Source organism: Pseudomonas sp. Leaf58 (genome assembly GCF_003627215.1).
In the GTDB taxonomy this organism is placed as follows: Bacteria; Pseudomonadota; Gammaproteobacteria; order Pseudomonadales; family Pseudomonadaceae; genus Aquipseudomonas.
In genome coordinates this window covers 3,218,277-3,241,501 of the sequence record NZ_CP032677.1, presented here as the reverse complement: position 1 = coordinate 3,241,501, position 23,225 = coordinate 3,218,277, and the positions used below count along the sequence as shown (strand labels likewise).

The following is a 23,225-nucleotide window of genomic DNA, read 5'->3' as shown; positions in this document are numbered from 1 at the left end:
CCCCTGTTTATTTACCCGCTAACCTGGCATGCACCTTCAACTCTTCGTCGATGAACGCCGCGATCATCGCCCGATACACCCGCTCCACTACCTCTGGCGAAGCCCCCGTTTCCCCAGCAATACCCCGTACCTTGGCAATCACCTGCTCGACCCGCGCCGGTGCGCGCACGTCGTCGGTGGTCTGCTTGAACGCGGCCGCCTGGGCCACCAGCTGGCCACGCTGGGCGAGCAGGGCAACCAGGCGTTGGTCGATGAGATCGATGCGTGTGCGAACGTCATCGATCGAGGTGCAGCGTACGTCCATGTGTGAGGCTCCTTGTTAAAGGCCCCCCACTATAGCGAAGAATTACAGGGCGGCGTTGATGAACGCATCATCAAGTGACGTAGCCTGGTAACGGGTCAGAAACTGATTACCACTTTCAAAGGCTTCGAGTTGCCCCTGCGCAAGCATGTAAAACCGATTGCAGTGTGCGACGATTTCTTGCGTGTAATGGGATGAGACCAGCACGCTTGCACCTTCCTTGCAGGCGCTGCTGATTCCGAGCCAAATGTAGTGCCGGAATTCGGGGTCTACACCGGCGGTAGGTTCGTCGAGGATGATCAGGTCGCTGTCCAGCAGTAGCAGCGTCAGCGTGAAATAGCTGCGAATCTCGCCATAGCTGCAGGTGGACACTTTTTTCTGTGAGATTTCAGCGTAGCGTCGGCCTAGTGATAGCGACCACCCAGACAGCCGAGAGACAAGTTCGGCGTGGCCGGGCACACGAGGTGCGTTCAGCTGGGCAACCAGGCCGGCCGCTTCTGACATCCGCAAAGAAGGCGGAGGCGTTAGTACCTGCGTGAGATACACCTGGCGGTGGGAGGCATTATTGATTTCGCCACGGCAAGGCTTTCTCAATGCGCAGATCAGGTCGAACAGTGTTGTTTTACCGGCGCCGTTGCGCCCTAGGATTCCGAGTACCTCACCCCTGGCTAAGTGGAAAGATACGTTATCCAGGAACGGTTCTTTATTATAAGAGAAGCCAATATTGGTCAGCGTCAGAATACTCATGAGTATCGGCTCCAAATGGGCTGGATGCGGAAATATTTCGCTGTTAGCAGCAACCCGGCGGTGGAAGCTGCCAATGCTGCAATGAAGCTGGGGAGTAAGGGCAAAGCGCCGTTGACAATTTGGGTGGTGAGGTACAGCGGGTTGATAAGATTGAACCAGGGATAACTGCCGTGGCCATGCATAGACCCGGCATAGCCGGAAGCGAGCATTAGGAAGGACATCAGTGAAAATAGCGTGCCGGCGGTACTGAACTTAATAGGAAGTGCCGCTATGATGAGGCCTATGCAGGAAAATATGAGGTAGCTGGTGTAAAAGCAGGTTGTTAACTGCAGGTACTCCCCAAATGAGTACTCGCCATAGAGTGGTTTGGTCGTGAGGTAGAATACGCTGCAGTAAATAAGGCTGATCACCGTGTAACTGGTGGCGTGTGAGAAAAGGAACAAGAAGATCGCGTTGCGCTGATAAATGAACGAGCGGATGAAACCGCTTTCTCGACGGCCGATCAGATAGAAGCTAAGGCCGAAAAAAGCGACATTTGCGGCGATGTAAGCGTAAAACCATGCTGCATTGGCTCGGTACGCCTGGTTGGCGGCTGGGTAGTTGGAAGTCACGATCATGAACATCAGGCAGGGTGCCAGGCCGGTCCAGAGGAGTGCTGTAGGTTCCTGCAAGTGTTCTTTTATCAAGATTCTGGAGATGTTCCAGATTTTTACTATTCGTAAGGTGTGCTGTCGGCGGATGGCGGTCATTGGGCACCTTTTTTTGTTATTGATGAGGGATGTGGTTGTTTTCTCCCCCTTGATGTCTCTACGGGTTGCGAGGGTGTGAAATTTTTAGGGTTTGGATTAATCGGTGTCAACAGGCTCTATTTGGCGTTTCGAGGAAATAAGCGCGGTGGTGTTTATAGGCGGTGGATTGTTTGTAAGGGTATTCCTAAAGATAATTCCGACATGCATCTGCCCTCTGAGGTGCCACGATCGGGAGCCTCTGTAAACTGTGGGGCTTTTTATGTCGTTTACTCTGTAAATGATCTCAGCAGTTGCGAATGGGCTGTTTAAAACTATGACTGCCCGAGAAATGTTTCTTTTTTTGTCCGCAGCCTTCAGTCCTGCGCAGGCCCGGTCGGGTAGAGGTATAGGGCGATAACCTGGCGCCGTTCGCGAGACGAGATCACGTTATACTCAGCGCCTTTTGCCAGCACCGGAATCCGCCCATGCGCCAGGTTTTGCTCATCGTCGATGTCCAGTCCACCTTCAGCCCGCCCGAGTGGTTGGTCGATGGCCTGCGCCGGTTGTCGGCCAACATCCCCACCGTTGCCTCGGTGGCGTTGCACGATGAACAGGCCACGCCGTTCGAGCGCCAGCTCGGCTGGCACCCGGCGGCGGACGACGAGAGCCTGGTCGAAGCCGACCAGGTGTTCGTCAAGCATGGCTACGGGCAGAGCGCCGAGGCCATCGCGTACATCCGGCAACTGGGTGCGGAGCGGGTGCTGGTGTGCGGGCTGCAGACCGAAACCTGTGTGCTGGCCGCCGGTTTTGCCCTGTTCGATGCGGGGCTGATGCCCACCTTGGTCACTGACATGACGGTAGGGTCTTCGCTGGACAGGTCGGGCAAGCTGGGCATCGAGCTTTGGCAGCATCACTTTCGCCAGGTCACCACCTCGGCCGAGGTGCTTGCCGAACTGGCTGCGCAAGGTCAGCACATGTAACCCACTTTGCGGTCATGTGGCGGACGAAGGCGCGGACGTGCCCGCGAACACCGGCGCAACCCAACGGGCTGGGTAATCGCCAACGGTAGGAGCGGCCTTGTGTCGCGAAAGGGCTGCAAAGCAGCCCCGGCAATCTCAAACCGTCTGCAAAGCCCGCGGCCGCTGGCTGCGTTGCTCATCATCCGCATGTGCCGCCGGCTGCAGACAGAAGTCGAACACCACCCGCGCCACACCGCCCTCGAGCTGCTGCACCTCGCCCACCAACCCGTCGCGGGTAGCGTGGGCAAAGTCATCCCACAGGTACTCGTCACCCGCCAGGTTGATCTGCGTGGTCAGGTGCCGGTACCCCGGTGCACTGACGAAGAAGTGGATGTGCGCTGGGCGCTGGCCGTGCCGGCCCAACTGGTCCAGGCAGGCCTGGGTGGGGCCGTCGGCCGGGCAGCCATAGCCGCTGGGGACGATGCTGTGGGCGCGGTAGCGGCCCTGGGCGTCGGTGACGATACGGCGGCGCAGGTTGTAGTCCGATTGGCTTGAATCGAAGTAGGAATACAGGCCTTGGGTATTGGCGTGCCACACGTCGACGATAGCCCCGGCCAGCGGCTTGCCAGCCAGGTCCAGCACCTGGCCTTCGAGCAGCATCGGTCGGCCCGGGTCGCGACCATCGTCCAGCCGTGCCTCGCCTGCGCACAACGGCGCGCCGGCCACATACAGCGGGCCTTCGATGGTACGTGGTGTGCCACCGTTATTCCCGGCCTGGCTGTCGCGGGCATCGCTGAGCAGGTCGAGGAAGTGCTCCAGGCCAAGCCCCGCCATCAGCAGGCCGGCCTCGCTGCGGCTGCCAAGGCGGTTGAGGTAGTCGACCGCCTGCCAGAATTCGTCGTCGCTGATCGCCAGGTCTTCGATCAGCTTGGCGCTGTCCTGCAGTATGCGCAGCACGATCTGCTTCAAGCGCGGGTTGCCCTGGTCGTTGCCAATGCCAGCTGCTTTCGCGAAGAAGGCTTGTACTGCGGGGGAGTGGGAAATCGCTACAGTCATGGTTGCCTCACCGGTCGTTGTTGTTATTGCGGTGCAGGGCCTTGAGCAAATGCGGTGCCATGTTCATAACTAGTTGATATAAAAGGATTTTGTATTTTGCTGGCCGGCGGCAGCGGGCGCGTGTTCGATCATTTGATCAACCCGCAGCCAGGCCATTGCGCAAATGCTCAAGGCTTGTCGGGCGCTTTCTTCAACCGGTAGGCGAGGGCCGGTCGGGTCATGCCGAGCAGGCGCGCGGCCTCGGAAACGTTCTGCCCACAGCGCTGCATGGCTTGCTGAATCAGCGCCTCTTCGACGGCATCCAGGCCGGTGCCGCTGTCGAGAATTTGCGCTACCCAGCCAGGTGCTGCCTGATCGCTGGTCGCCACCAGCCGGCCATCGCTGCCCAAACCGATGCTGTCGATGGCCGGTGGTGTATGCGGGAACAGCGCATCCAGGCCGATGCTCTGGTTCTCGTCGGTGATGATCACACCGCGCTCCATGAGGTTTTCCAGTTCGCGGATGTTGCCCGGCCAGTCGTACTGCAGGCACACCTGCAAGGCCCGGTCGCTGAGGCCACGGGTTTTCTTGCCATAGCTTTGGTGCAGCCGGCCGAGGAAGTGTTCGATCAGCAGCGGGATGTCTTCGCGGCGCTCGCGCAGCGCCGGGATATGCACCGGGAACACGTTCAACCGGTAGAACAGGTCGGCGCGAAAACGCCCGTCCTTGACAGCCTGTTCGAGGTTTTCGTGGGTGGCGGCGATCACCCGCACATCCACTGGCCGCGTGCGGCTGTCACCCACCCGTTCCAGCTCGCCCTCCTGCAGCACGCGCAACAGGCTGGCCTGGGCACGCGGGGTTAGCTCGACGATTTCATCGAGGAACAGGGTGCCGCCGTTGGCCCGCTCGAAGCGGCCCATGCGCGCCTGCTGGGCGCCGGTGTAGGCGCCTTTCTCGACGCCGAACAGCTCGGCCTCGATCAGGTCGGGCGGGATGGTCGCGCAGTTCAGGGCCACGAACGCTGCGCCTGCGCGCTCGCTGCGCAGGTGCAGGCTGCGCGCGATTACCTCCTTGCCGACCCCGGTTTCACCCAGCAGCAGCACCGACGCCTTGCCCGGGGCCACTTTGTCGGTCAGTGCGCAACAACGCCGATACACCGCCGACTGGCCGATGCCGTAGAACTGCCCCGACTCGTATTGCAGGCGCTGGCGCAGGTTGGCCACCTGCACCTGCAGCGATTGCAGCTCATCGATCACCGGGTCGCTCTGGAAGTAGCGCAGGAAGGTCTCGGCGTCGTCCCATTGCTCCACCGGCTTGCCGATGATACGGCATTCGTTGCCACCGCAGCCGCGGCAGCTGACTTCCTTGTACAGTACCTGGCGGCCGAGGAAGAACGAGCTGTAGCTGATCGCGTAGCCAAGCAGCATCCAGCACACCGGCTGCTCGGAATGCAGGGCTTCGGACTGGCAGTTTTCCACCTCGAAGGAGTCCTGCCACTCGATGTCTGCGTAGAAGTGGCCGTTGTCCAGGTCGATTTCCAGCTGCAGCGGGCGCACCTTGACCATGCCCTTGAGCGAGTGCAACTGCGGGCCGATGAAGAACATCTCCACCGGGTTGCCATTGGGGCGCAGCTTGCGTGCCAGTTCGGCGTCCTTGAGCCCCGACTGGTAGCCCAGGCGCAGGAAAAAGCCCTTGGCCCGCTCCACGCCGAGCATTTCGATCAGCTCGCGGCGCATGCTGGCCATGGTCGCGGCCTGCACCAGTAGCATGCGCTGCTCGTCCAGCCAGATCTTGCCTTCGGTACCGAGGAACCGCACCCGTTCGGTAAGGTCTTTCAGCGCCGGTGCAGGTTCCGGCGCCCTGTACTGGGTAATCATTCGCTTGCGCCCCTTGCTTGTAATTGTATGGGGAGGCGGCGTGCGCCCGCTCAGGCAAAGTGGGTATTGGCACGCCGGGGCGACCGCGGCGCTGCAGGCAAGGCTCGGGTCGCTCTTTTTCTAAAGCGCCTGAAAGCGGCGCAAAAGTCAATCGCCGGCCTTGTTCGCCATTTGCTCGAAGCGCCCTGGGCCGATTGCGCAAATGATCAATCGGGCGGCCTGCGGCGCGCCGGCTCAGCCAGGCTCGGTCAACTGCTGGAAAATTTAAAACACTTCAAAAACAATTAGTTATCAGTGTTTTTGGCGTTTTTCCAGCACCTGGCACAGCCGTTGCTCTAGCCCTTGGCACGTCCCACCGGAGCACCCACGCATGCCCCCAGCCACCACACCCTTCGAGCAGATGCCGCGCTACGTCCGCGTACGCAGCGAGCCGGACGCCGCCTTTGTCGAGTTCGACTTTGCCATTGGTTACCCGGACCTGTTCGTCGAACTGGTCCTGCCGCGCACAGCCTTCGCCAGCTTCTGCGCCAGCAACCGGGTCCGCCACATGGATGCCGCGATGGCCGCCGCCGTCGATGCCGACATGCAGAAGTGGCGCTATGGCGAAAGCTGCGACGAGGACGAATGAAGCGCTGTTTGCCGGCGCGTTGAATCCCCACAACAACAAGTACAGGACGCCTTGCATGAGTATCGAGATCAAGACGGCCACGGTCGAGCCGATCCGCCAGACCTTCAGCCACACCCGCCGCCGTTTCGGTGACAAGCCAGCCAGCCGTTACCAGGAAGCCAGCTTCGACATCGAAGCCGCGAGCAACTTCCACTACCGCCCGCTGTGGCAGCCCGACAAGCTGCTCAACGACCCCAGCCGCACCGCCGTGCAGATGGCCGATTGGTACGTCGTCAGCGACCCGCGCCAGTACTACTACGGGACCTACGTGCAGGCCCGGGCGCGTATGCAGGAAAACGCCGAGCACAGCTTTGCCTTCTGCGAAAAGCGGGAGCTGCTGGCCAGCCTGCCAGCTGAAACGCGCACCTTGATCGCACGCCTGCTGCTGCCGCTGCGCCACGCCGAACTGGGCGCCAACATGAACAACAGCGGCATCGCCGCCGACGCCTTCGGTACCAGCGTCACCCAGATGCACATGTTCCACGCCATGGACCGCCTGGCCATTGCCCAGTACCTGTCGCGCATCGGCCTGCTGCTGGAGGACGACGGCCTGGCACTGCTGGCCGAGGCCAAGCAGCGCTGGCTGGACGAACCGGCCTGGCAAGGGTTGCGCCGCTATGTCGAGGACAGCCTGGTCATACACGACTGGTTCGAGCTGAGCCTGGCGCAGAACCTGGTCAGCGACGGTTTGTTGTACCCGCTGCTGTTCGAGCACTTCGACGCACAGCTGATGGCCGTCGGGGCAGGGCAGGTGGGCATGCTCACCGAGTTCATGCGCCTGTGGTTCGCCGAGAGCCAGCGCTGGGTCGATGCGCTGGTCAAGACCGCCGTTGCCGAAAGCCCGCACAACCGCCAGCTGGTCGAGGGTTGGGTCAGCCAATGGCGCAGCCGCGCCGTGCAAGCGCTGCTGCCGCTGGCCGAGGTTGGCCCCGGCCGCGATGCGCTGGATGCCATTGACAGCGCTTTTGGCGCACGCCTGAAAAAACTCGGCCTCAGTGGAGATGCCGCATGACTTCCCTCGTCTACATCGCCTTCCAGGACAACGACAGCGCCCGCTACATCGTCGAGGCCATCACCCAGGACAACCCCCACGCCCAAGTGCAGCACCAGCCGGCGATGATCCGCGTGCAGGCCGAAGGGCGCCTGGAAATCCACCGTGCCACGGTGGAAGAAAAGCTTGGCCGTGAATGGGACGTGCAGGAAATGCTGATCGACGTGATCACCCTCGGCGGCAACGTCGAGGAAGACGAAGACTGCTTCGCCCTGCACTGGAACTGATCCGCACAACGACAAGAACCCGGAGACCACCATGGCCGCCAAGCGCCTCAACCAGAAAGACAAGTATCGCTGCCTGACCCGTGACCTGGGCTGGGAGCCGAGCTATCAGAGCAAAGACGCCATCTACCCCTACGAGCGGTTCGAAGGCATCAAGATCACCGACTGGGACAAGTGGGAAGACCCGTTCCGCCTGACCATGGACGCCTACTGGAAATACCAGGCCGAGAAAGAGAAGAAGCTGTACGCGATCTTTGATGCCTTTGCCCAGAACAACGGCCACCAGAACATTTCCGACGCCCGCTACGTCAACGCCCTGAAGCTGTTCTTGAGCGGTGTCACGCCCCTGGAGTACCAGGCCTACCAGGGCTTCGCCCGGGTTGGCCGGCACTTTGGCGGGGCCGGTGCGCGGGTGGCCTGCCAGATGCAGGCCATCGACGAGCTGCGTCACGTGCAGACCCAGGTGCACGCCATGAGTCACTACAACAAACACTTCAATGGCCTGCATGACTTTGCCCACATGCACGACCGGGTGTGGTTCCTGTCGGTGCCCAAGTCGTTCTTCGAGGACGCGCGCACGGCCGGCCCGTTCGAATTCCTCACCGCCATCTCGTTCTCGTTCGAGTACGTGCTGACCAACCTGCTGTTCGTGCCGTTCATGTCTGGCGCCGCATTCAATGGCGACATGGCTACGGTCACCTTCGGCTTCTCGGCGCAGTCTGACGAGGCCCGGCACATGACCCTGGGCCTGGAGGTGATCAAGTTCCTGCTTGAGCAGCACGAGGACAACGTGCCTATCGTGCAGCGTTGGATCGACAAGTGGTTCTGGCGCGGCTACCGGTTGCTGACGCTGGTCGGGATGATGATGGACTACATGTTGCCGAACAAGGTGATGTCTTGGGCCGAAGCCTGGGAGGTGTACTTCGAGCAAGCCGGAGGTGCGTTGTTCAAGGACTTGGAACGCTACGGCATCCGCCCGCCGAAGTACGTGGAGCAGACCACCATCGGCAAGGAACACATCAGCCACCAGGCCTGGTCGATCTTCTACCAGTACAGCCAGGCCACCAACTTCCACACCTGGATTCCCACCGACGAGGAACTGGACTGGCTGTCGGCCAAGTACCCGGACACCTTCGACCGCTACTACCGGCCCCGCTACGAGCACTGGCGCGAACTGCAGGCGCGCGGCGAGCGCTTCTACAACCCGACGCTGCCGATGCTGTGCCAGGTCTGCCAGATCCCGCTGGCCTTCACCGAGCCGGATGCGCCCACGCAGTTGAGCCACCGCAGTCTGGTGCATGAAAGCGAGCGTTATCACTTCTGCTCCGATGGCTGCTGCGACATCTTCGCCTTCGAACCGGAAAAGTACGTGCAAGCTTGGCTACCGGTGCACCAGATCCTGCAGGGCAACTGTGGTGGTGGCGATGTCGAAGCAGTGGTGCGCGACTACTACAACATCACCCCGGGGCAGGACAACTTCGAGTACCAGGGCTCACCCGAGCAGCAACGCTGGCAAGCGCTGCACGGTGCCGAACGCAAGGCGGTCTGAGCCGTTGAACCCTCAGGGCGCCGTTGCCGCGCCCTGGCCTTACAAGAACAAGAGGAACATTGCCATGCCCGTGACCGCTATCGGCGCCTATACCGCCCAGCCCCTGGACCGCCAGGCCAACTTCCACGGTGCCCAGCTGGTGTACCTGTGCTGGGAAAACCACTTGCTGTTCTGCGCACCGTTCACCCTGCCGGTGGACCCGGAGCAACCCTTCGCCGCCTTCATCGAGCAGGTGGTCAAGCCGGCCATTGCCCTGCACCCGGATGCCGCCCAGGTCGACTTCGCCGCTGCCCGCTGGCGCCTCGACGAGCAGCCGTTCAGCCCCGACCTGGCCCGTGGCCTGGCCGCCAACGGTGTTGCCCACAAGAGCCTGCTGCACCTGCACACCCCTGGCCTCGAAGGCCTGGGCGGCAGCCATAACTGAGGAATGCCGCCATGAGCTATCAAGTCACCATCGAACCCACCGGCGAACAGATTGAAGTGGAGGAGGGCCAGACCATCCTTGAGGCCGCCTTGCGCCAGGGCGTGTGGCTGCCGTTTGCCTGCGGCCACGGCACTTGTGCCACCTGCAAGTGCCAGGTGCTCGAAGGCGAGGTCGACCTGGGCGCTGCTTCGTCATTCGCGCTGATGGACATGGAACGCGACGAGGGCAAGGTACTGGCCTGCTGCGCCATCCCGCAGAGCGATCTGGTGATCGAGGCCGACATCGATGTCGACCCGGACTTCGCTGGCCTGCCAGTACAAGACTACCGCGCCGTGGTCACCCAACTGGTGGAACTGTCGCCGACCATACGCGGCGTTCACCTCAAGCTCGACCGGCCAATGGCCTTCCAGGCCGGGCAGTACGTGAACTTGCAACTGGCGGGCATCGAAGGCACCCGCGCGTTCTCCCTGGCCAACCCGCCACAGCGGCCCGACGAGGTGGAGCTGCACGTGCGCCTGCTGGAAGGTGGCGTGGCCACCGGGCACATCCACCAGCAGCTCAAGGTTGGCGATACGCTGGAGCTGTCCGGCCCATACGGGCAGTTCTTCGTGCGCAGCTCGCAGCCGGGTGACTTGATCTTCATCGCCGGTGGCTCGGGGTTGTCCAGCCCGCAGTCGATGATCCTCGACCTGCTGGCGCGTGGCGACACCCGGCGCATCACCCTGTTTCAGGGCGCTCGCACCCGTGCCGAGCTGTATAACCGCGAGCTGTTCGAGGCGTTGGCCGACCGCTACGCCAACTTCAGCTATGTGCCGGCCCTCAGCCAGGCCGCCGAGGACCCGCAATGGCAGGGGGTGCGCGGCTACGTGCATGACGCAGCCAGGCAGTATTTCGATGGCCGCTTCAATGGCCACAAAGCCTACCTGTGCGGCCCGCCACCGATGATCGATGCGGCCATCACCTGCCTGATGCAGGGCCGCCTGTTCGAGCGCGACATCTTCATGGAGCGTTTCTACAGCGCCGCCGATGGCGCTACCGAAGGCCAGCGTTCGGCCCTGTTCAAGCGCATCTGAGCCGCTTCACGCCCGGCGCCCCGATCACGTGGGGGCCGGCGTGCACCCGACCGATAACAACAACAAAGGTTGACCCGATGACCCCGACCCTTGCGAACCTGCTCCGCCTTGGCGTGTGTGCCACGCTGTTCGGCACAGCCAACCTGTCCCATGCCACCGAAGGGGGCGGCACCTCCTACCCGCTGGGTGCCGAGAACTACCTGTCCGGCGCCATGCCGCCGCCGGGCTTCTATGGCCAGTTGTTCGTCAATCACTACGAAGCTGACAACCTGCGTGGCAACGATGGGCGCAAACTGCCGGTGGACTTGCGTGTGCGCGCCAACGCCGTCGTGCCGCGGCTGATCTGGGTGAGTGACTACACGGTGCTGGGCGGCAGCTTGGCACTGCATGCGATCGTGCCGCTGGTGGACATCAAGGTTTCGCTCAATGGCCAGTCGCAGCACAACAGCGGCCTGGGCGACGTGATCTTCGGCCCGGCGCTGGGTTTTCACCACAGCGACAAGTTCCACAGCATCCTGGCCTTCGACATGATTGCCCCCACCGGCCGCTACGACAAGGCTGACCTGGCCAACCCTGGGCGCAACTACTGGGTGTTCGAGCCGGTGTACGCGATGAGTTACATTGACCCGGCCGGGCTCAACCTGGATGCCAAGGTGATGTACGACTTCAACCGGCGCAACCCGGCCACCGATTACCGCTCGGGTCAGGAGTTTCATGTGGACTATGCGGTGGGGTGGGGGCTGGGCAATGGCTGGGTGTTGGGGGTAGGGGGGTATTACTACCGGCAGACGACCGACGACCACCAGGGCGGTGAGCGTATTGAAGACAATAAAGGACGTAGCTTTGCCATCGGCCCGTCGATTAAATACAGCGGTGAGGGGGGGTGGTTCGTGACGGCGAAATGGTCGAAGGAAACCGAAGTGCGCAACCGCGCCCAGGGTGATGCCTACTGGCTCAAGCTGACCTTACCGTTCTAGATTGCGGGGCGAACGCATACCCCTGTGGGAGCGGCCTTGTGTCGCGATCGGGCCGCAATGCGGCCCCTTTCTTTCAGCCATGCTGCTTATATTGCTGGGGCCGCTGGGCGGCCCGATCGCGACACAAGGCTGCGCCTACAGGTATTACGCGCTATCAAGGCCAACAGTGATCAGGCCACATCCACCAGCACGATCTCGCTGTCTTCAATAGCCGTCACTCGCAGGACTGCTTCCTGCTCGATTGCCACGCCGTCGCGAGCATTGGCGCGCAGGCCGTTGACCTCCACCAGCCCCTTGGCCGGCACCAAGTAACCCCGGCGTGCAGCATCGAAGCGGTACTCGGCGGTTTCCCCAGCACGCAAGGTGGCAGCCACCAGGCGGGCATCGGTGCGAATCTGCAGGCTGTCTTTGTCACCCGCGCGGCCGCTGGCCAGGGTCACGAAGCCTTCGCCACGCTCACCTTTGGGGAACGGCCGGGTGCCCCACTGCGGTGCTTCACCGGTGCGCTCTGGCACGATCCAAATCTGGAAGATGCGCGTGTCGACGTCTTCCAGGTTGTACTCGCTGTGCACAATGCCGCTGCCGGCGCTCATTACCTGTACATCACCGGCCTCGGTACGGCCTTTATTACCCAGGCTGTCCTGGTGGGTGATCGCACCTTCACGTACATAGGTGATGATCTCCATGTCGCGGTGCGGGTGCGGCGGGAAGCCGCTGCCGGCAGCGATCAGGTCGTCGTTCCAGACCCGCAGGTTGCCCCAGTGCATGCGCGCTGGGTCGTAGTACTCGGCAAACGAGAAATGGTGGTGGGCATCGAGCCAGCCGTGGTTGGCGTGGCCGAGGCTTTCGAAGGGTCGCAGTTGCAGCATGGTCGTGCTCCTTGAATCAGTGGAATGACGCCATGATGCGCTAACAAAACATCGAAAATAAGCGTAAATATCGGCTTAAAATAATCAGTAAAATAGATGTTTAACGGTGGAGAGTTTTCCTCCGTTTCATCGCCTAATGCACTGATCTGCAAGCATTCGCTGGCGATTTTTTGTCGATGCAGCGAACATGCCCGCTGATTTTGTACATCAACGGAGTGACCGTGGCCCACGAGCAACCCCTGGCCCCCGCCGACCTTACCCCTCCTGCCCAGTTGCCCTGGTTTCGCCGCCTGGCCGCCCGCTTGCTGGGCCGGGGCCTGACCCGCCTGCAGGCCCAGCACCGTGACTCCTGGTTTCTCGGCCACGCCACCGGCCAGCGCAGTGGCCTCGCCGATGGTATACGTGAAGGGTTCGAGCGCGGGCGGGTGGAGGGCTACGAGGCTGGGCGCCAGGTACTGGTGATTCGCGATACCCGCCCCGACACTGCCGCGGTGCCGGGCCAGGACGACAAGTTGTTCGATGACTGGCGCCTGCCTTTGAGTAGCGAGCTAAAAAAGCGCTTCAAGGCCGATGTCGCCCAGCGCCTGCCCGCCGAGGCGCAGCCCAGCGCCGCGCAATGGAAGCTGATTTTCAGCGACACGCCGTCTACCTGCGTGGTGGCCGGGGCCGGCGCCGGCAAGTCCACTTCACTGGTGCTGCGCATCCTGTTGTTGCGCCATTACCTGGGCTACGAGCTGGACGCGATGACCGTGGTCACCTTCACCCGCGAGTCGCGCAAGGACTTCATCAAGCGCCTGCTGCACGTGTTCACTCTGTGGCAGATCAACCTGCAACCGCAGCAGGCACGCGAGCTGGTGCGCACCTTCCATTCGCGCATCCTGCCGCTGGTGCGCAGCCTGCCGGGCTTTGGCCAGGTGCGTGCGTTCGAAACCCTGGGCAACGAGATGCCTGCCGGGCGCGAGGCGGAGGCCGACAGCAACCCGTTCGACCTGCGCCTGAACGACGCCCAGCGCCAGCAACTGAACCACTGCTACAGCAGCTTGCTGGGCGCCAGCCCACGCTTCGCCGAGCTGGTCGGCCTGCTGCGCAGCGAAGCCCTGCAACTAAAGCCGCTCGACCCCAATAACCCCGATGTGCAGAAACGTGCGCAGGTGACCCAGCTGGCGGCCCAGCGCGACGAAGAGCTGTGCGACGTGATCGAAGACCTGTGGTTCGCGGCCGGCGCCTGGCCGATCAAAGGCATCGAACCGTGCCGCGACACCGTCGAGATCCGTGGCAGCCGCTTTCATGTGCATGGTCGCCTGGCCGGCCAGGGGCCGTTGCTGGTGCTGGGCTTCGACCCGGCGGAAAGCGCGCAGTACCAGCGCCCCGGCGCCAAGCTGGCGGTGCGCGCCGAATGGGCGGTGAAGCGCACCCTGTTGCAGGCCTTCTGCGACAAGCCGCTGATCTGGCTGGACAACTACGCCATGGCCCGGCGCCTGGCAGCCTCGCTGGCCGGTGATGCCGTGGCCGGCCCGGGCTTTGAATACAAGGTAAAGGGTGAACTGGCCCCGGCGCCGCTGCTGGATGCCTTTGTCGGCGCGGCCAACTTCATCGAAAACCTTGGCTTGGACGTGAACACTGCCGTGGCGGCGATGAGCTTCCCGTCCGGCGACAGCGACGCGCTGTTCTTCGAGGCCCTGGCCCTGTACTGGAAGGCCCTGGAGACGCACCTGCTGGACCAGTCGCCACCGGTGATGAGCTACAACCGCATGTTCGCCCTGTTCAGCGAGAACAACCCGGAAAACCTGCAACTGCTGCCCGACCCGTTGCTGCGGCCACTGGCGCATCTGATGATCGACGAATTCCAGGACGTGTCGCCGCAGATCGTCAGCTGGCTGCGCGCCAGCCTTGCCGAGATCCGCCGGCGCGGCCCGGCCATGCACACCGGGCGCCATGCCCAGCATTCCTCGCTGATGTGCGTGGGCGACGATTGGCAGTCGATCTACGGTTGGCGTGGCAGTTCGCCCAAATACTTCATGGAGTTCACCAAGGCTTTCCCGTCGCCGGCCAACACGCGGGTGATGCTGGTGGACAACTACCGTTGCCAACAGCAGGTGATCGACGCGGCCGAGCACTTGGTCAAGGGCACCCCGGCAATTGCCGGCAAAAAAGCCCGGGCCAGTGGCCCAGCGGCCGAATTGCCCGGCTCGCCGGTCAAAGTGTTCGACCGTGACGAAGCCGCCTTGGGTGAAACGCTGTTCGAGCACTATCAGCGAGGCGAGACGGTGATGATGCTGTACCGCAAGGGCAGCGACCGGGCATTGATGAACGAGCACCTGCAAAACGTGCTGCACGCCGAGGCGGCATTGCCCGCTGAGCAGCGTCGGCTGCGGCAACTCACCTACCACAGTGCCAAGGGCTTGCAGGCTGACGCGGTGTTCATGCTCGGCGACTGCCAGTACCTGACCAGCTCGCCCTACAAGAACCAAGTGTACCGCCAGGCTGGGCTGGGCAAGGCCGGTGATGCCCAGCCGTTCGATACCGCACAAAAGGAAGAAGTGCAGCGCCTAGCCTACGTGGCAGTCACGCGTGCGGTGCAGCACTGTTACTGGTATGTCGAGGCCGCCAACGGCGAGGCCGCTGCAGCACCGCGGGCGTCTAGCCAGGTGGATGGCAAGCAGGCGTTCTTCGAGGACCTGCGCGGGCAGTGAGGGTCGGTGACGGTTAAGTCACGGTCGGTGACGGGCCAGTGGTGTGCCTGAGGTTGCGCCAAGGTAACGTGTCGGAGCGCTGCATGGCCCGGCGCAAGAGTTGCCGCTGGCGACAGGATTCGAAGGGGCCAGCGGCGTATTCGGCCTGGTGTGGTTGTACCAGGCTACAAGTCAGGAAGCGTACCCATGCGTTCTTCATCGACACCCAAGGATCACCTGCTTGACCTCAACGGCATTGAAATTGCCGTGCGTTGCTGGGGGCCAGAAGACGGTATCCCGGTGCTGGCCCTGCATGGCTGGCTGGACAACGCCGCGTCGTTCGAACGCCTGGCGCCGATGCTCGACGGCTGCTTCGTGGTGGCCCCCGACTTGGTCGGTCATGGCCGCTCGGACCACCGCCGCCACGACAGTGGCTACTACCTGTGGGAACATGCTGAGGACATGCTGGCGGTGACCGACAGCCTGGGCCTGGCGCAATTCCACGTGCTGGCCCATGGCATGGGCACCGGCGTGGCGTCGCTGCTAGCGGCCATGACCAGCGGTATAGCCAGCATGACCTTCCTCGACGGCATGGGCGCACCGTTCACGGTGGCCGCGGATGACCGCGTGCAACACCTGGCCCGGGCCTATCGGCTCAAGCGCATGGTGCAGCGTAGCCAGTTGCAGGGTTTTGCCGAGCCGAACGTCAGCCGTTTCGAGGACCTCGACACGGCCTTGGCGCAACGCCGCGAGCGCCTGGACACCGAGCTGTCGCAGGGTGCGGCGCGGCTGCTGGCAATGCGCGACCTGCTGCAGCTGGGCGATGGCTATTGCTGGCGCCACGACCCGCGCCTGGTGCTGCCCGAACCCATGCCGTTGACCGAGCGCGAAGCCTGCGACTTGCTCAGCCAGATCCGCTGCCCGTTGTACCTGCTGTTTGGCCGCCAGGGGGCGTTTACCGGTGATGCGTTTACCCGGCGCCAGGCGGCGTTGCCCTGCCAGGCGAAAATATCCTGGCACCCGGGCGGTCATCACTTCCACCTGGATGCGCCGGACCGGGCGCTGGTCGACCAACTGCTGCGCATTCTGGCCTGCCATGAAGGCGGCGTGCTGCAACGGTTGGTAAACGAGTAGGTGATTCTGGCCACGCCGGGTTGCCTGGGCTATGGTGGCGGATGTATTCGCGCTAGCGCCACAAGGAACCTGGCATGCGACCGTTCGCCATCAAGCACATCGACCACCTGGTGCTGCGGGTCAGCGACCTGCCGCGCAGCATTGCCTTTTATACCGAGCTGCTCGGCTGCACGGTCAGCCGCGTTCGCGATGACTTGGGGATGGTCCATTTGGCCACCGGCACGGCCATGATCGACCTGGTAACCCTGCACGGCCCATTGGGCCGGCCAGGCGGGGCGGCGCCAGGGGCCGAGGGGCGCAACCTGCACCATTTCTGCCTGCGCATCGAACCGTTCGATGAGCTGGCATTGACGGCCTACCTGCAAGCTGCGGGGGTTAAGGTAGAACCTGCCGAAAAGCGCTATGGCGCGGAAGGCGAGGGGTTGTCGTTGTACTGCTACGACCCGGATGGCAACCAAGTGGAGCTGAAAGGGCCGGTGCCGGCAACGGCGGCGCCATGAGCACGCTGGCTACCTGTGAGCACTGGATCGACACCGCGCAAGGCAAGCTATTTGCCCAGCAGTGGGTGCCACAGCAAGCGCAGGGTGCGCCTATCGTTCTGCTACATGATTCGCTGGGTTGTGTCGCCTTGTGGCGCGAATTCCCGGCGCAGCTGGCGCAAGCCAGCGGGCACCGCGTAATCGCCTATGACCGCTTGGGCTTTGGCCGCTCCGACGCCCACCCGGGCAGATTGCGCCTGGGCTTTGTCGAGGATGAGGCGCGGCAAGGGTTCACGGCGCTGCGCGACTATTTCGCTATTGGCGACTTCATTGTCTTCGGCCACAGTGTTGGCGGTGGCATGGCCGTGGCTTGTGCGGCGGCGTTCGCCAACCAGTGCTTGGGGCTGATCACCGAATCGGCGCAAGCGTTTGTCGAGGCACGCACCCTGGAAGGCATCCGCGCTGCGGACCTGCAGTTTGCCGAACCCGGGCAATTGCAACGCTTAATGCGTTACCACGGCGGCAAAGCCGAGTGGGTATTGCGCGCCTGGGTGGACAACTGGTTGGCCGATGACTTTGCCGAGTGGAACCTGGATGCCGTGCTCGCGCAGGTACGCTGCCCACTGCTGAGCCTGCATGGCGATAACGACGAGTTTGGCTCGCCGGCACACCCCGAGCGCCTGGTGGCGCTGGCTGGCGGGCCGGGGTTGATGCAGCTGCTGCAAGCGTGTGGGCATGTGCCGCACCGGGAACAGCCTGAACGGGTACTGGCCGCGGTCCTGCAGTTTTTGCGCTGAACGTTTTGTTGAAACTGACGCGGCCCCTGTCGGGGCGTGGGCCTTGCCTGCGCCGATGGTTCAAGCGCTGGGCAAGTGGATATCCCGACAAAGCCTATTATGCTTCAGTTACCTTGCTGCGATCCGAGGCGGCCCGCCTCGTCGTGCTTCGCATAACCAAGCAAGCCCCAGGGCCTGGGTGCGACGGTGCAACAGCAATGAGGTGCTCCCGGCCTGTATAACGACAAGACGGAGGCACCCCATGGCGGTTCTCGACAGCGCATCCACGGGCAGCAGCGCGCCCCAACGCGGTATTACCAAGGAGGAACGCAAGGTCATCTTCGCCTCGTCCCTGGGCACGGTGTTCGAATGGTACGACTTCTACCTATATGGCTCGCTGGCGGCGATCATCGCCAAGCACTTCTTCGCCGGGGTCAATGAAACCACCGCGTTCATCTTCGCCTTGCTGGCCTTTGCCGCTGGTTTCGCTGTGCGGCCGTTCGGCGCCATCGTGTTCGGCCGTTTGGGCGACATGATCGGGCGCAAGCATACCTTCCTCATCACGATCATCATCATGGGCTTGTCTACCGCCTTGGTGGGCTTGTTGCCCAGCTACGCCTCGATTGGTGTGGCCGCGCCGGTCATTCTGATCACCCTGCGCTTGTTGCAAGGCCTGGCCTTGGGCGGCGAGTACGGCGGGGCGGCCACCTACGTGGCCGAACATGCGCCCAAGGGCCGACGCGGCTTCTTCACCGCGTGGATCCAAACCACGGCTACCTTGGGGCTGTTCCTTTCACTGCTGGTGATCATGGCCTGTCGCACCGCCATGGGCACTGAGGTGTTCGAGGCCTGGGGCTGGCGGGTACCGTTCTTGTTGTCGATCCTGCTGCTGGCCATTTCGGTGTATATCCGCCTGCAGCTCAACGAGTCACCGGTGTTCATGAAGATGAAAGCCGAAGGCAAGGCGTCCAAGGCACCGCTGACCGAATCGTTCGCCCGCTGGGACAACCTCAAGGTGGTGATCATGTCACTGCTGGGCGGCACCGCCGGGCAAGCGGTGGTGTGGTACACCGGGCAGTTCTATGCGTTGTTCTTCCTGTTGCAGATGCTCAAGATCGAACCGCAAACCGCCAACCTGCTGATTGCCGGCTCGCTGCTGATCGGCACGCCGTTCTTTATCGTTTTTGGCAGCCTGTCCGACCGCATCGGCCGCAAGAAAATCATCATGGCCGGCTGCATCATTGCGGCGTTGACCTACTTCCCGATCTTCAAGGCGCTGACCCAGTACGGCAACCCGGACGTGTTCGTCGCCCAAGAACAGAACCCGGTGGTGGTGATGGCCGACCCTGGCCAATGTGCGTTCCAGTTCGACCCAGTGGGCAAGGCTAAATTCACCAGCTCGTGTGATATCGCCAAGAGCCTGTTGGCCAAGCGCGCCATCCCCTACACCAACGAAGCGGCCGAACCGGGCAGTGTGGCGCAGATCCGCATTGGTGAGCGGGTATTGCCAAGCTTTGACGGCAGCAGCTTGGCAGCGGCGGACTTCAAGGCGCAGAGCGACGCCTTTACCGCGACCCTGAGCGGTGCGTTGAAAGAGGCGGGCTACCCGGAAAAGGCCGACCCAGCGAAGATCCACTACCCGATGGTGCTGTTGCTACTGACCATTCTGGTGATCTACGTGACCATGGTCTACGGGCCGATCGCCGCTTGGCTGGTAGAGCTGTTCCCGGCGCGTATTCGCTACACCTCAATGTCGCTGCCTTACCACATCGGCAACGGCTGGTTCGGCGGCTTCCTGCCAACCGTAGCGTTTGCCATGGTGGCGGCGACCGGGGATATCTATTACGGCTTGTGGTACCCGATCGTGATTGCCCTGATGACGGCAGTGTTGGGGATTTTCTTCATGCCGGAGACCAAGGACCGGGAAATCAGCCATAGCTGATTGATAGTTGCCTGAACCGGCCCTTTCGCGGGCAAGCCCGCTCCTACAGGGATCACTGAACCTGTAGCAGCGGGTTTATCCGCGAAGGGGCCGGCACAGGCAAGCCATCAGTCGAAATACCCCCGCAGTCCAAAGGCATACCCGGTATCCACCGCCGCCGCCTCACCCTGGCTCCAGCGCTTCTTCAACACGAACTCGAACGCCGGCTCGTACAACCCGTCGCGCACCAGTGCACCCGCTAGCACCTCCACGTCATACCAGCCATTGTCCAGTTCGATGATCGGCCGCCCCGGCACCTGGTAGCGCGCCATCAGGTCACCCAATGTCTTGGGCGTGAAGTGCTGCAAAATGCGCCAGGTGTATAGCATCAACGCGCCGTGTTCGACGCGCAGCACATAGCCATTGCGCCGGTGCTTGAGGCGGCTGCCGGGCTCGCGCAGGGCCGGGGTGTGGTTGTCCAAGGTGAACAGAATACGGTAGGGCAGGTTGTCGACCCCGGCCAGCGGCAGCACGATACCTTCGCGCACCGCCTGGTCGCCGCTGTCACCGTGGGTAAAGGCGTGGGCCAGGTCGTCGGGCAGTGCATGGGCTTGTTTGAAGTGCTCGAGCAGCTGGATATCGCCGAGCAGAAAGTAGTCGACCAGGTCGTTGAGTACTTCGCTGAATTCGTGGCGCATCTGTTTTCCTTGTGGGTGCGCGTGGCGGCAATGGCAAATGTAGCACTTCAGATTGGCTTCAGATTGCCCCCGGATACTGGCCAATGCTTTACTCAAAGCGATCAAGCACGAATAGGATTGAGCATGCGACTGCTGTTGGTTGAAGACGACGCCGCGCTGGGGGAGGGGATTTGTGATGGCCTGCGCCGCGAGGGCTATACCCTTGACTGGCTGCAGGATGGCGCCAGTGCCTTGCATGCCCTGTGCCACGAGGAGTTCGACTTGGCTATCCTCGACTTGGGCTTGCCGCGCCTGGACGGCATCGAGCTGCTACGGCGCTTGCGTGCTGCCGGCAAAAGCCTGCCGGTGCTGGTGCTGACAGCCCGTGATGCCACCGACGATCGCATCGCGGGGCTGGACGCCGGTGCCGATGACTACCTGGTGAAACCCTTCGACCTCAACGAACTCAAGGCCCGCCTGCGGGCCCTGCTGCGGCGCAGTAGTGGCCGCGCCCGCTTGCTGATTGAGCACGCAGGAGTGTGCCTGGATCCGGTCAGCCAGCAAGTGCTCTACCTGGGCCAGCCCGTAGTACTCACGCCTAAAGAATACCTGCTGCTGCACGAGTTGCTGGCCCAGCCGGGCAAGGTGTTCACCCGCGAACGGCTGACACAGTTGCTGTATGGCTGGGATGAGGAGCCAGAGAGCAACACCCTGGAAGTGAACATCTACCACCTGCGCAAGAAGCTGTTCAACGGCCTGATCCGCACAGTGCGCGGTATCGGCTACCTGGTGGAACGCAAGGTGAGCTAGCGCCAACGCCCACCTGCACAGCCGGGGCGGCCACCCTCAGCCGTGCAAGCTGGCATTCCAGATGTGAGGCGGTGAAGGCAGCTAGTGCTTCTGGGCGATCTGGATCAGGTTGCCGCAGGTGTCATCGAAGACGGCCACGGTGACGGGCCCCATGGGCGTGGGGGGTTGGGTGAACTGCACGCCTGCCGCGCACAAGCGGGTGTATTCGGCCTGGATATCACGCACGCCGAACGAGCTGGCGGGGATGCCGTCTTGCTTGAGTGCGGCCTTGTACACCTTGGCTGCCGGGTGTGCGTCGGGTTCCAGCAGCAGTTCGACGCCGTTGGGGTCGTTGGGGGAGGTGAGGGTCAGCCAGCGGTGGCGGCCCATGGGGATGTCGTGCTTTGGTTCAAAACCGAGTACGTAATGGTAGAAAGCCAGGGCCTTGGCTTGGTCGTCGACGAGAATGCTGGTGACCACGATCTTCATAGGCGTACACCGTATGCTAAGGGCCGATGAATATCAGTAAAGCCGCTCGGGGCGTTTTGACCAGCGGCAATGGCGGTGCAGGGGCGCCTTTCGCTAAAACGCGCGCGTCCATGGAGAACCAACGCCCCCCCCTCAAAAAACCTGCTTAAGCCATAGGTAAATCCTTTATCAGCCGTTCTCCATCCGGGCCCTGCCAAGGGTAAAGTGACAGGCACGATCCCTGCGCGCCCAGACCGGCGTCAACGAGGTGCCCGTGGCTGCCTACACCTTGCGACAACTCAAATACTTCGTCACCACCGTGGAGGCCGGCAGCGTTGCCGAGGCTTCACGCCAGTTGTACATCGCCCAGCCGTCCATCTCCACGGCCATCAAGAGCCTGGAGGAGAGCTTCGGCGTGCAGCTGTTCATCCGCCACCACGCCCAAGGCGTGTCACTGACGCCCAGCGGTAAGCGCTTCTATGCCAAGACCAAATCGCTGCTGCAAATGGCCCACGAATTTGAACAGAATGCCTTGGCCGACAACGACACCGTGGCCGGCCAGATCGACATCGGCTGTTTTGAAACCGTGGCGCCACTGTACCTGCCGCGGCTGATCGCCGCCTTCCGCCAGCGCTACCCAGGCGTGGATATCCGTCTGCGCGACGGCGAGCAGCAAGAGCTGATCCAGGGCCTGACCGCTGGTACCTTCGACCTGGCGTTTCTGTACGACCATGACCTGGACGGTACCATCGAGGCCGAACCGCTGATGCCGCCGCAGAAACCCTACGTACTATTGCCCGAGAACCACCGCTTTGCCGGCCAGGCCCAGGTGTCGCTGCGCGATCTATGCCCGGAGCCGATGATTTTGCTGGACGTGGCACCCAGCCGTACTTACTTCGTCAGCCTGTTCAACGAAATGGGCCTAACGCCGAACATTGTCTTCAGTTCGCCGTCGATCGAGATGGTACGGGGCATGGTCGGGCAGGGCTTTGGCTTTTCGCTGCTGGTGACGCGGCCGCATTCGGACTACACCTACGACGGGCAACGCCTGGCCATGCTGGACATCGCTGAACCGGTGGCGCTGTCGGGGCTGGCGGCGGCGTGGTTGAAGCGGGTGCAGCTGACCAAGCCGGCACAGCTGTTTGTGGAGTTTTGTCGGGAACAGCTGGTGAAGTTGTAAAACCGGCACGCCATGCTTCGCCCAATAGGGCAAGCATGGCGTGCCTGCTGATCAAGGGTTGACCTGGTAACCACGCCCCTGCAGGCAGCCGCTGTAGGCACTGGCATGGGCCTGGGTTTTCGCTTCATCCTGGCCGCGGCGGTCCTGGCGCCGGTCCTGGCGCTGGCGCATGCCACCCACCGCGGCACCGGCCGCAGCCACTTCACCTGCACGGTTTTGCCGGTATTCCTGCTTGGCATCGTCACCGACCCGGTCATACACCTCATCGTGCTGGTTACCGCGCACCTGTGCACCTGCCGCACCCGCCACCGCGCCGGCGGCGGCACCGCGTGCCCGGCCGCCAACATGCGGGTCGTTGGACGTCGCGGCGCTGTTCGCGGCATTGGTCGCGACGGTATTGCAATCGTTGATATCCAGTTGCATCTGCTGGCTGCTCTGGCCTTTGAGCGGCACCACCGACTGCGCTTGGGCTACCGATGCCGCGCACAGCAGCACCAGCAGGTAACTCCATGTGAACGTACGCATAGCACACCTCCAGCGGGGGGGAACCCCGTCTCACAGGATAGTTCGCCTTTGGCGCAGAGCATGGCAGTTTTGCCCAGATGGTCTAAACCGGATAACAAGCGTTGTTCACCTGCGCATTTCGGC

At 62.5% G+C, this 23,225-nt stretch carries 24 protein-coding genes; 15 read left to right on the top strand and 9 right to left on the bottom strand.

Annotation, left to right across the window (positions count from 1 at the left end; all coding sequences use genetic code 11):
- Positions 1-7: 7 nt before the first annotated feature.
- The 3 genes from DV532_RS15035 to DV532_RS15025 are packed head-to-tail and all read right to left on the bottom strand — an operon-like array spanning position 8 to position 1,788.
- Positions 8-304, bottom strand: coding sequence for a chorismate mutase (locus DV532_RS15035; protein WP_056802535.1), 297 nt, complete (start codon positions 302-304; stop codon positions 8-10).
- Between the two features lie 42 nt (positions 305-346).
- Positions 347-1,048 carry an ATP-binding cassette domain-containing protein gene (locus DV532_RS15030; RefSeq protein ID WP_056802532.1) on the bottom strand — a complete coding sequence of 234 codons (702 nt, stop codon included), beginning with the start codon at positions 1,046-1,048 and terminating at the stop codon, positions 347-349.
- Entirely contained in the window at positions 1,045-1,788 is a 744-nt protein-coding gene (locus tag DV532_RS15025) for a hypothetical protein (protein ID WP_372340001.1), read from the bottom strand. The genes DV532_RS15030 and DV532_RS15025 overlap by 4 nt, the downstream gene beginning before the upstream one ends.
- 473 nt (positions 1,789-2,261) lie before the next feature.
- Between DV532_RS15025 and DV532_RS15020 the strand changes: the two genes are divergently transcribed.
- Positions 2,262-2,756 carry an isochorismatase family protein gene (locus DV532_RS15020; protein WP_056802527.1) on the top strand — a complete coding sequence of 165 codons (495 nt, stop codon included), beginning with the start codon at positions 2,262-2,264 and terminating at the stop codon, positions 2,754-2,756.
- 135 nt (positions 2,757-2,891) lie between these two features.
- Here DV532_RS15020 and catA read toward each other — a convergent pair whose 3' ends face one another.
- Together catA and DV532_RS15010 are read right to left on the bottom strand one after the other, a co-directional pair.
- Positions 2,892-3,791 (bottom strand): catechol 1,2-dioxygenase, encoded by a 900-nt coding sequence (gene catA / locus DV532_RS15015; RefSeq protein WP_056802523.1) that lies wholly within the window; start codon positions 3,789-3,791, stop codon positions 2,892-2,894.
- Positions 3,792-3,958: 167 nt separating this feature from the next.
- Positions 3,959-5,647 (bottom strand): sigma-54-dependent Fis family transcriptional regulator, encoded by a 1,689-nt coding sequence (locus DV532_RS15010; RefSeq protein ID WP_056802520.1) that lies wholly within the window; start codon positions 5,645-5,647, stop codon positions 3,959-3,961.
- Positions 5,648-6,017: 370 nt separating this feature from the next.
- Between DV532_RS15010 and DV532_RS15005 the strand changes: the two genes are divergently transcribed.
- The 7 genes from DV532_RS15005 (at position 6,018) to DV532_RS14975 (ending at position 11,612) form a co-directional block, all read left to right on the top strand.
- On the top strand, positions 6,018-6,275 hold the full coding sequence (locus DV532_RS15005; protein WP_056802518.1) for a phenol hydroxylase subunit: 258 nt from the start codon (positions 6,018-6,020) through the stop codon (positions 6,273-6,275).
- Between the two features lie 55 nt (positions 6,276-6,330).
- Complete coding sequence (locus tag DV532_RS15000; protein WP_056802511.1) at positions 6,331-7,326, top strand: aromatic/alkene monooxygenase hydroxylase subunit beta; 996 nt, start codon at positions 6,331-6,333, stop codon at positions 7,324-7,326.
- Entirely contained in the window at positions 7,323-7,592 is a 270-nt protein-coding gene (locus tag DV532_RS14995; protein WP_056802508.1) for an MmoB/DmpM family protein, read from the top strand. Before DV532_RS15000 ends, DV532_RS14995 begins: the two co-directional genes overlap by 4 nt.
- 31 nt (positions 7,593-7,623) lie before the next feature.
- Positions 7,624-9,138: an aromatic/alkene/methane monooxygenase hydroxylase/oxygenase subunit alpha gene (locus tag DV532_RS14990; RefSeq protein ID WP_056802505.1), complete on the top strand. Its 1,515-nt coding sequence runs from the start codon at positions 7,624-7,626 to the stop codon at positions 9,136-9,138.
- Between the two features lie 64 nt (positions 9,139-9,202).
- Positions 9,203-9,562: a phenol hydroxylase subunit P4 gene (locus DV532_RS14985; protein ID WP_056802502.1), complete on the top strand. Its 360-nt coding sequence runs from the start codon at positions 9,203-9,205 to the stop codon at positions 9,560-9,562.
- Positions 9,563-9,573: 11 nt separating this feature from the next.
- Complete coding sequence (locus DV532_RS14980) at positions 9,574-10,635, top strand: NADH:ubiquinone reductase (Na(+)-transporting) subunit F (RefSeq protein WP_056802499.1); 1,062 nt, start codon at positions 9,574-9,576, stop codon at positions 10,633-10,635.
- A 77-nt stretch (positions 10,636-10,712) separates the two neighbouring features.
- Positions 10,713-11,612: a transporter gene (locus tag DV532_RS14975; protein WP_056802496.1), complete on the top strand. Its 900-nt coding sequence runs from the start codon at positions 10,713-10,715 to the stop codon at positions 11,610-11,612.
- A 170-nt stretch (positions 11,613-11,782) separates the two neighbouring features.
- On the opposite strand, the gene DV532_RS14970 is transcribed toward DV532_RS14975, so the two are convergent.
- Positions 11,783-12,481, bottom strand: a complete 699-nt coding sequence (locus tag DV532_RS14970) for a pirin family protein (protein ID WP_056802494.1) — start codon at positions 12,479-12,481, stop codon at positions 11,783-11,785.
- A gap of 176 nt (positions 12,482-12,657) precedes the next feature.
- Between DV532_RS14970 and DV532_RS14965 the strand changes: the two genes are divergently transcribed.
- The 5 genes from DV532_RS14965 (at position 12,658) to DV532_RS14945 (ending at position 19,484) form a co-directional block, all read left to right on the top strand.
- Positions 12,658-15,174, top strand: coding sequence for a UvrD-helicase domain-containing protein (locus tag DV532_RS14965; RefSeq protein WP_056802492.1), 2,517 nt, complete (start codon positions 12,658-12,660; stop codon positions 15,172-15,174).
- A gap of 186 nt (positions 15,175-15,360) precedes the next feature.
- Positions 15,361-16,287, top strand: a complete 927-nt coding sequence (locus DV532_RS14960) for an alpha/beta fold hydrolase (protein ID WP_056802487.1) — start codon at positions 15,361-15,363, stop codon at positions 16,285-16,287.
- A gap of 74 nt (positions 16,288-16,361) precedes the next feature.
- Complete coding sequence (locus tag DV532_RS14955) at positions 16,362-16,787, top strand: VOC family protein (protein ID WP_056802484.1); 426 nt, start codon at positions 16,362-16,364, stop codon at positions 16,785-16,787.
- Positions 16,784-17,563: an alpha/beta fold hydrolase gene (locus tag DV532_RS14950; protein WP_056802482.1), complete on the top strand. Its 780-nt coding sequence runs from the start codon at positions 16,784-16,786 to the stop codon at positions 17,561-17,563. Before DV532_RS14955 ends, DV532_RS14950 begins: the two co-directional genes overlap by 4 nt.
- Positions 17,564-17,804: 241 nt before the next feature.
- Positions 17,805-19,484, top strand: coding sequence for an MFS transporter (locus tag DV532_RS14945; protein ID WP_056802479.1), 1,680 nt, complete (start codon positions 17,805-17,807; stop codon positions 19,482-19,484).
- A 107-nt stretch (positions 19,485-19,591) separates the two neighbouring features.
- On the opposite strand, the gene DV532_RS14940 is transcribed toward DV532_RS14945, so the two are convergent.
- Complete coding sequence (locus DV532_RS14940) at positions 19,592-20,161, bottom strand: hypothetical protein (RefSeq protein WP_056802476.1); 570 nt, start codon at positions 20,159-20,161, stop codon at positions 19,592-19,594.
- 123 nt (positions 20,162-20,284) lie between these two features.
- Between DV532_RS14940 and DV532_RS14935 the strand changes: the two genes are divergently transcribed.
- Positions 20,285-20,950, top strand: coding sequence for a response regulator (locus tag DV532_RS14935; protein ID WP_056802473.1), 666 nt, complete (start codon positions 20,285-20,287; stop codon positions 20,948-20,950).
- A gap of 81 nt (positions 20,951-21,031) precedes the next feature.
- Here DV532_RS14935 and DV532_RS14930 read toward each other — a convergent pair whose 3' ends face one another.
- Entirely contained in the window at positions 21,032-21,418 is a 387-nt protein-coding gene (locus DV532_RS14930) for a VOC family protein (RefSeq protein ID WP_056802469.1), read from the bottom strand.
- A 253-nt stretch (positions 21,419-21,671) separates the two neighbouring features.
- Between DV532_RS14930 and DV532_RS14925 the strand changes: the two genes are divergently transcribed.
- Positions 21,672-22,577 carry a LysR family transcriptional regulator gene (locus DV532_RS14925; RefSeq protein ID WP_056802467.1) on the top strand — a complete coding sequence of 302 codons (906 nt, stop codon included), beginning with the start codon at positions 21,672-21,674 and terminating at the stop codon, positions 22,575-22,577.
- Between the two features lie 51 nt (positions 22,578-22,628).
- On the opposite strand, the gene DV532_RS14920 is transcribed toward DV532_RS14925, so the two are convergent.
- Entirely contained in the window at positions 22,629-23,102 is a 474-nt protein-coding gene (locus DV532_RS14920) for a YMGG-like glycine zipper-containing protein (RefSeq protein ID WP_056802464.1), read from the bottom strand.
- Positions 23,103-23,225 lie beyond the last annotated feature (123 nt).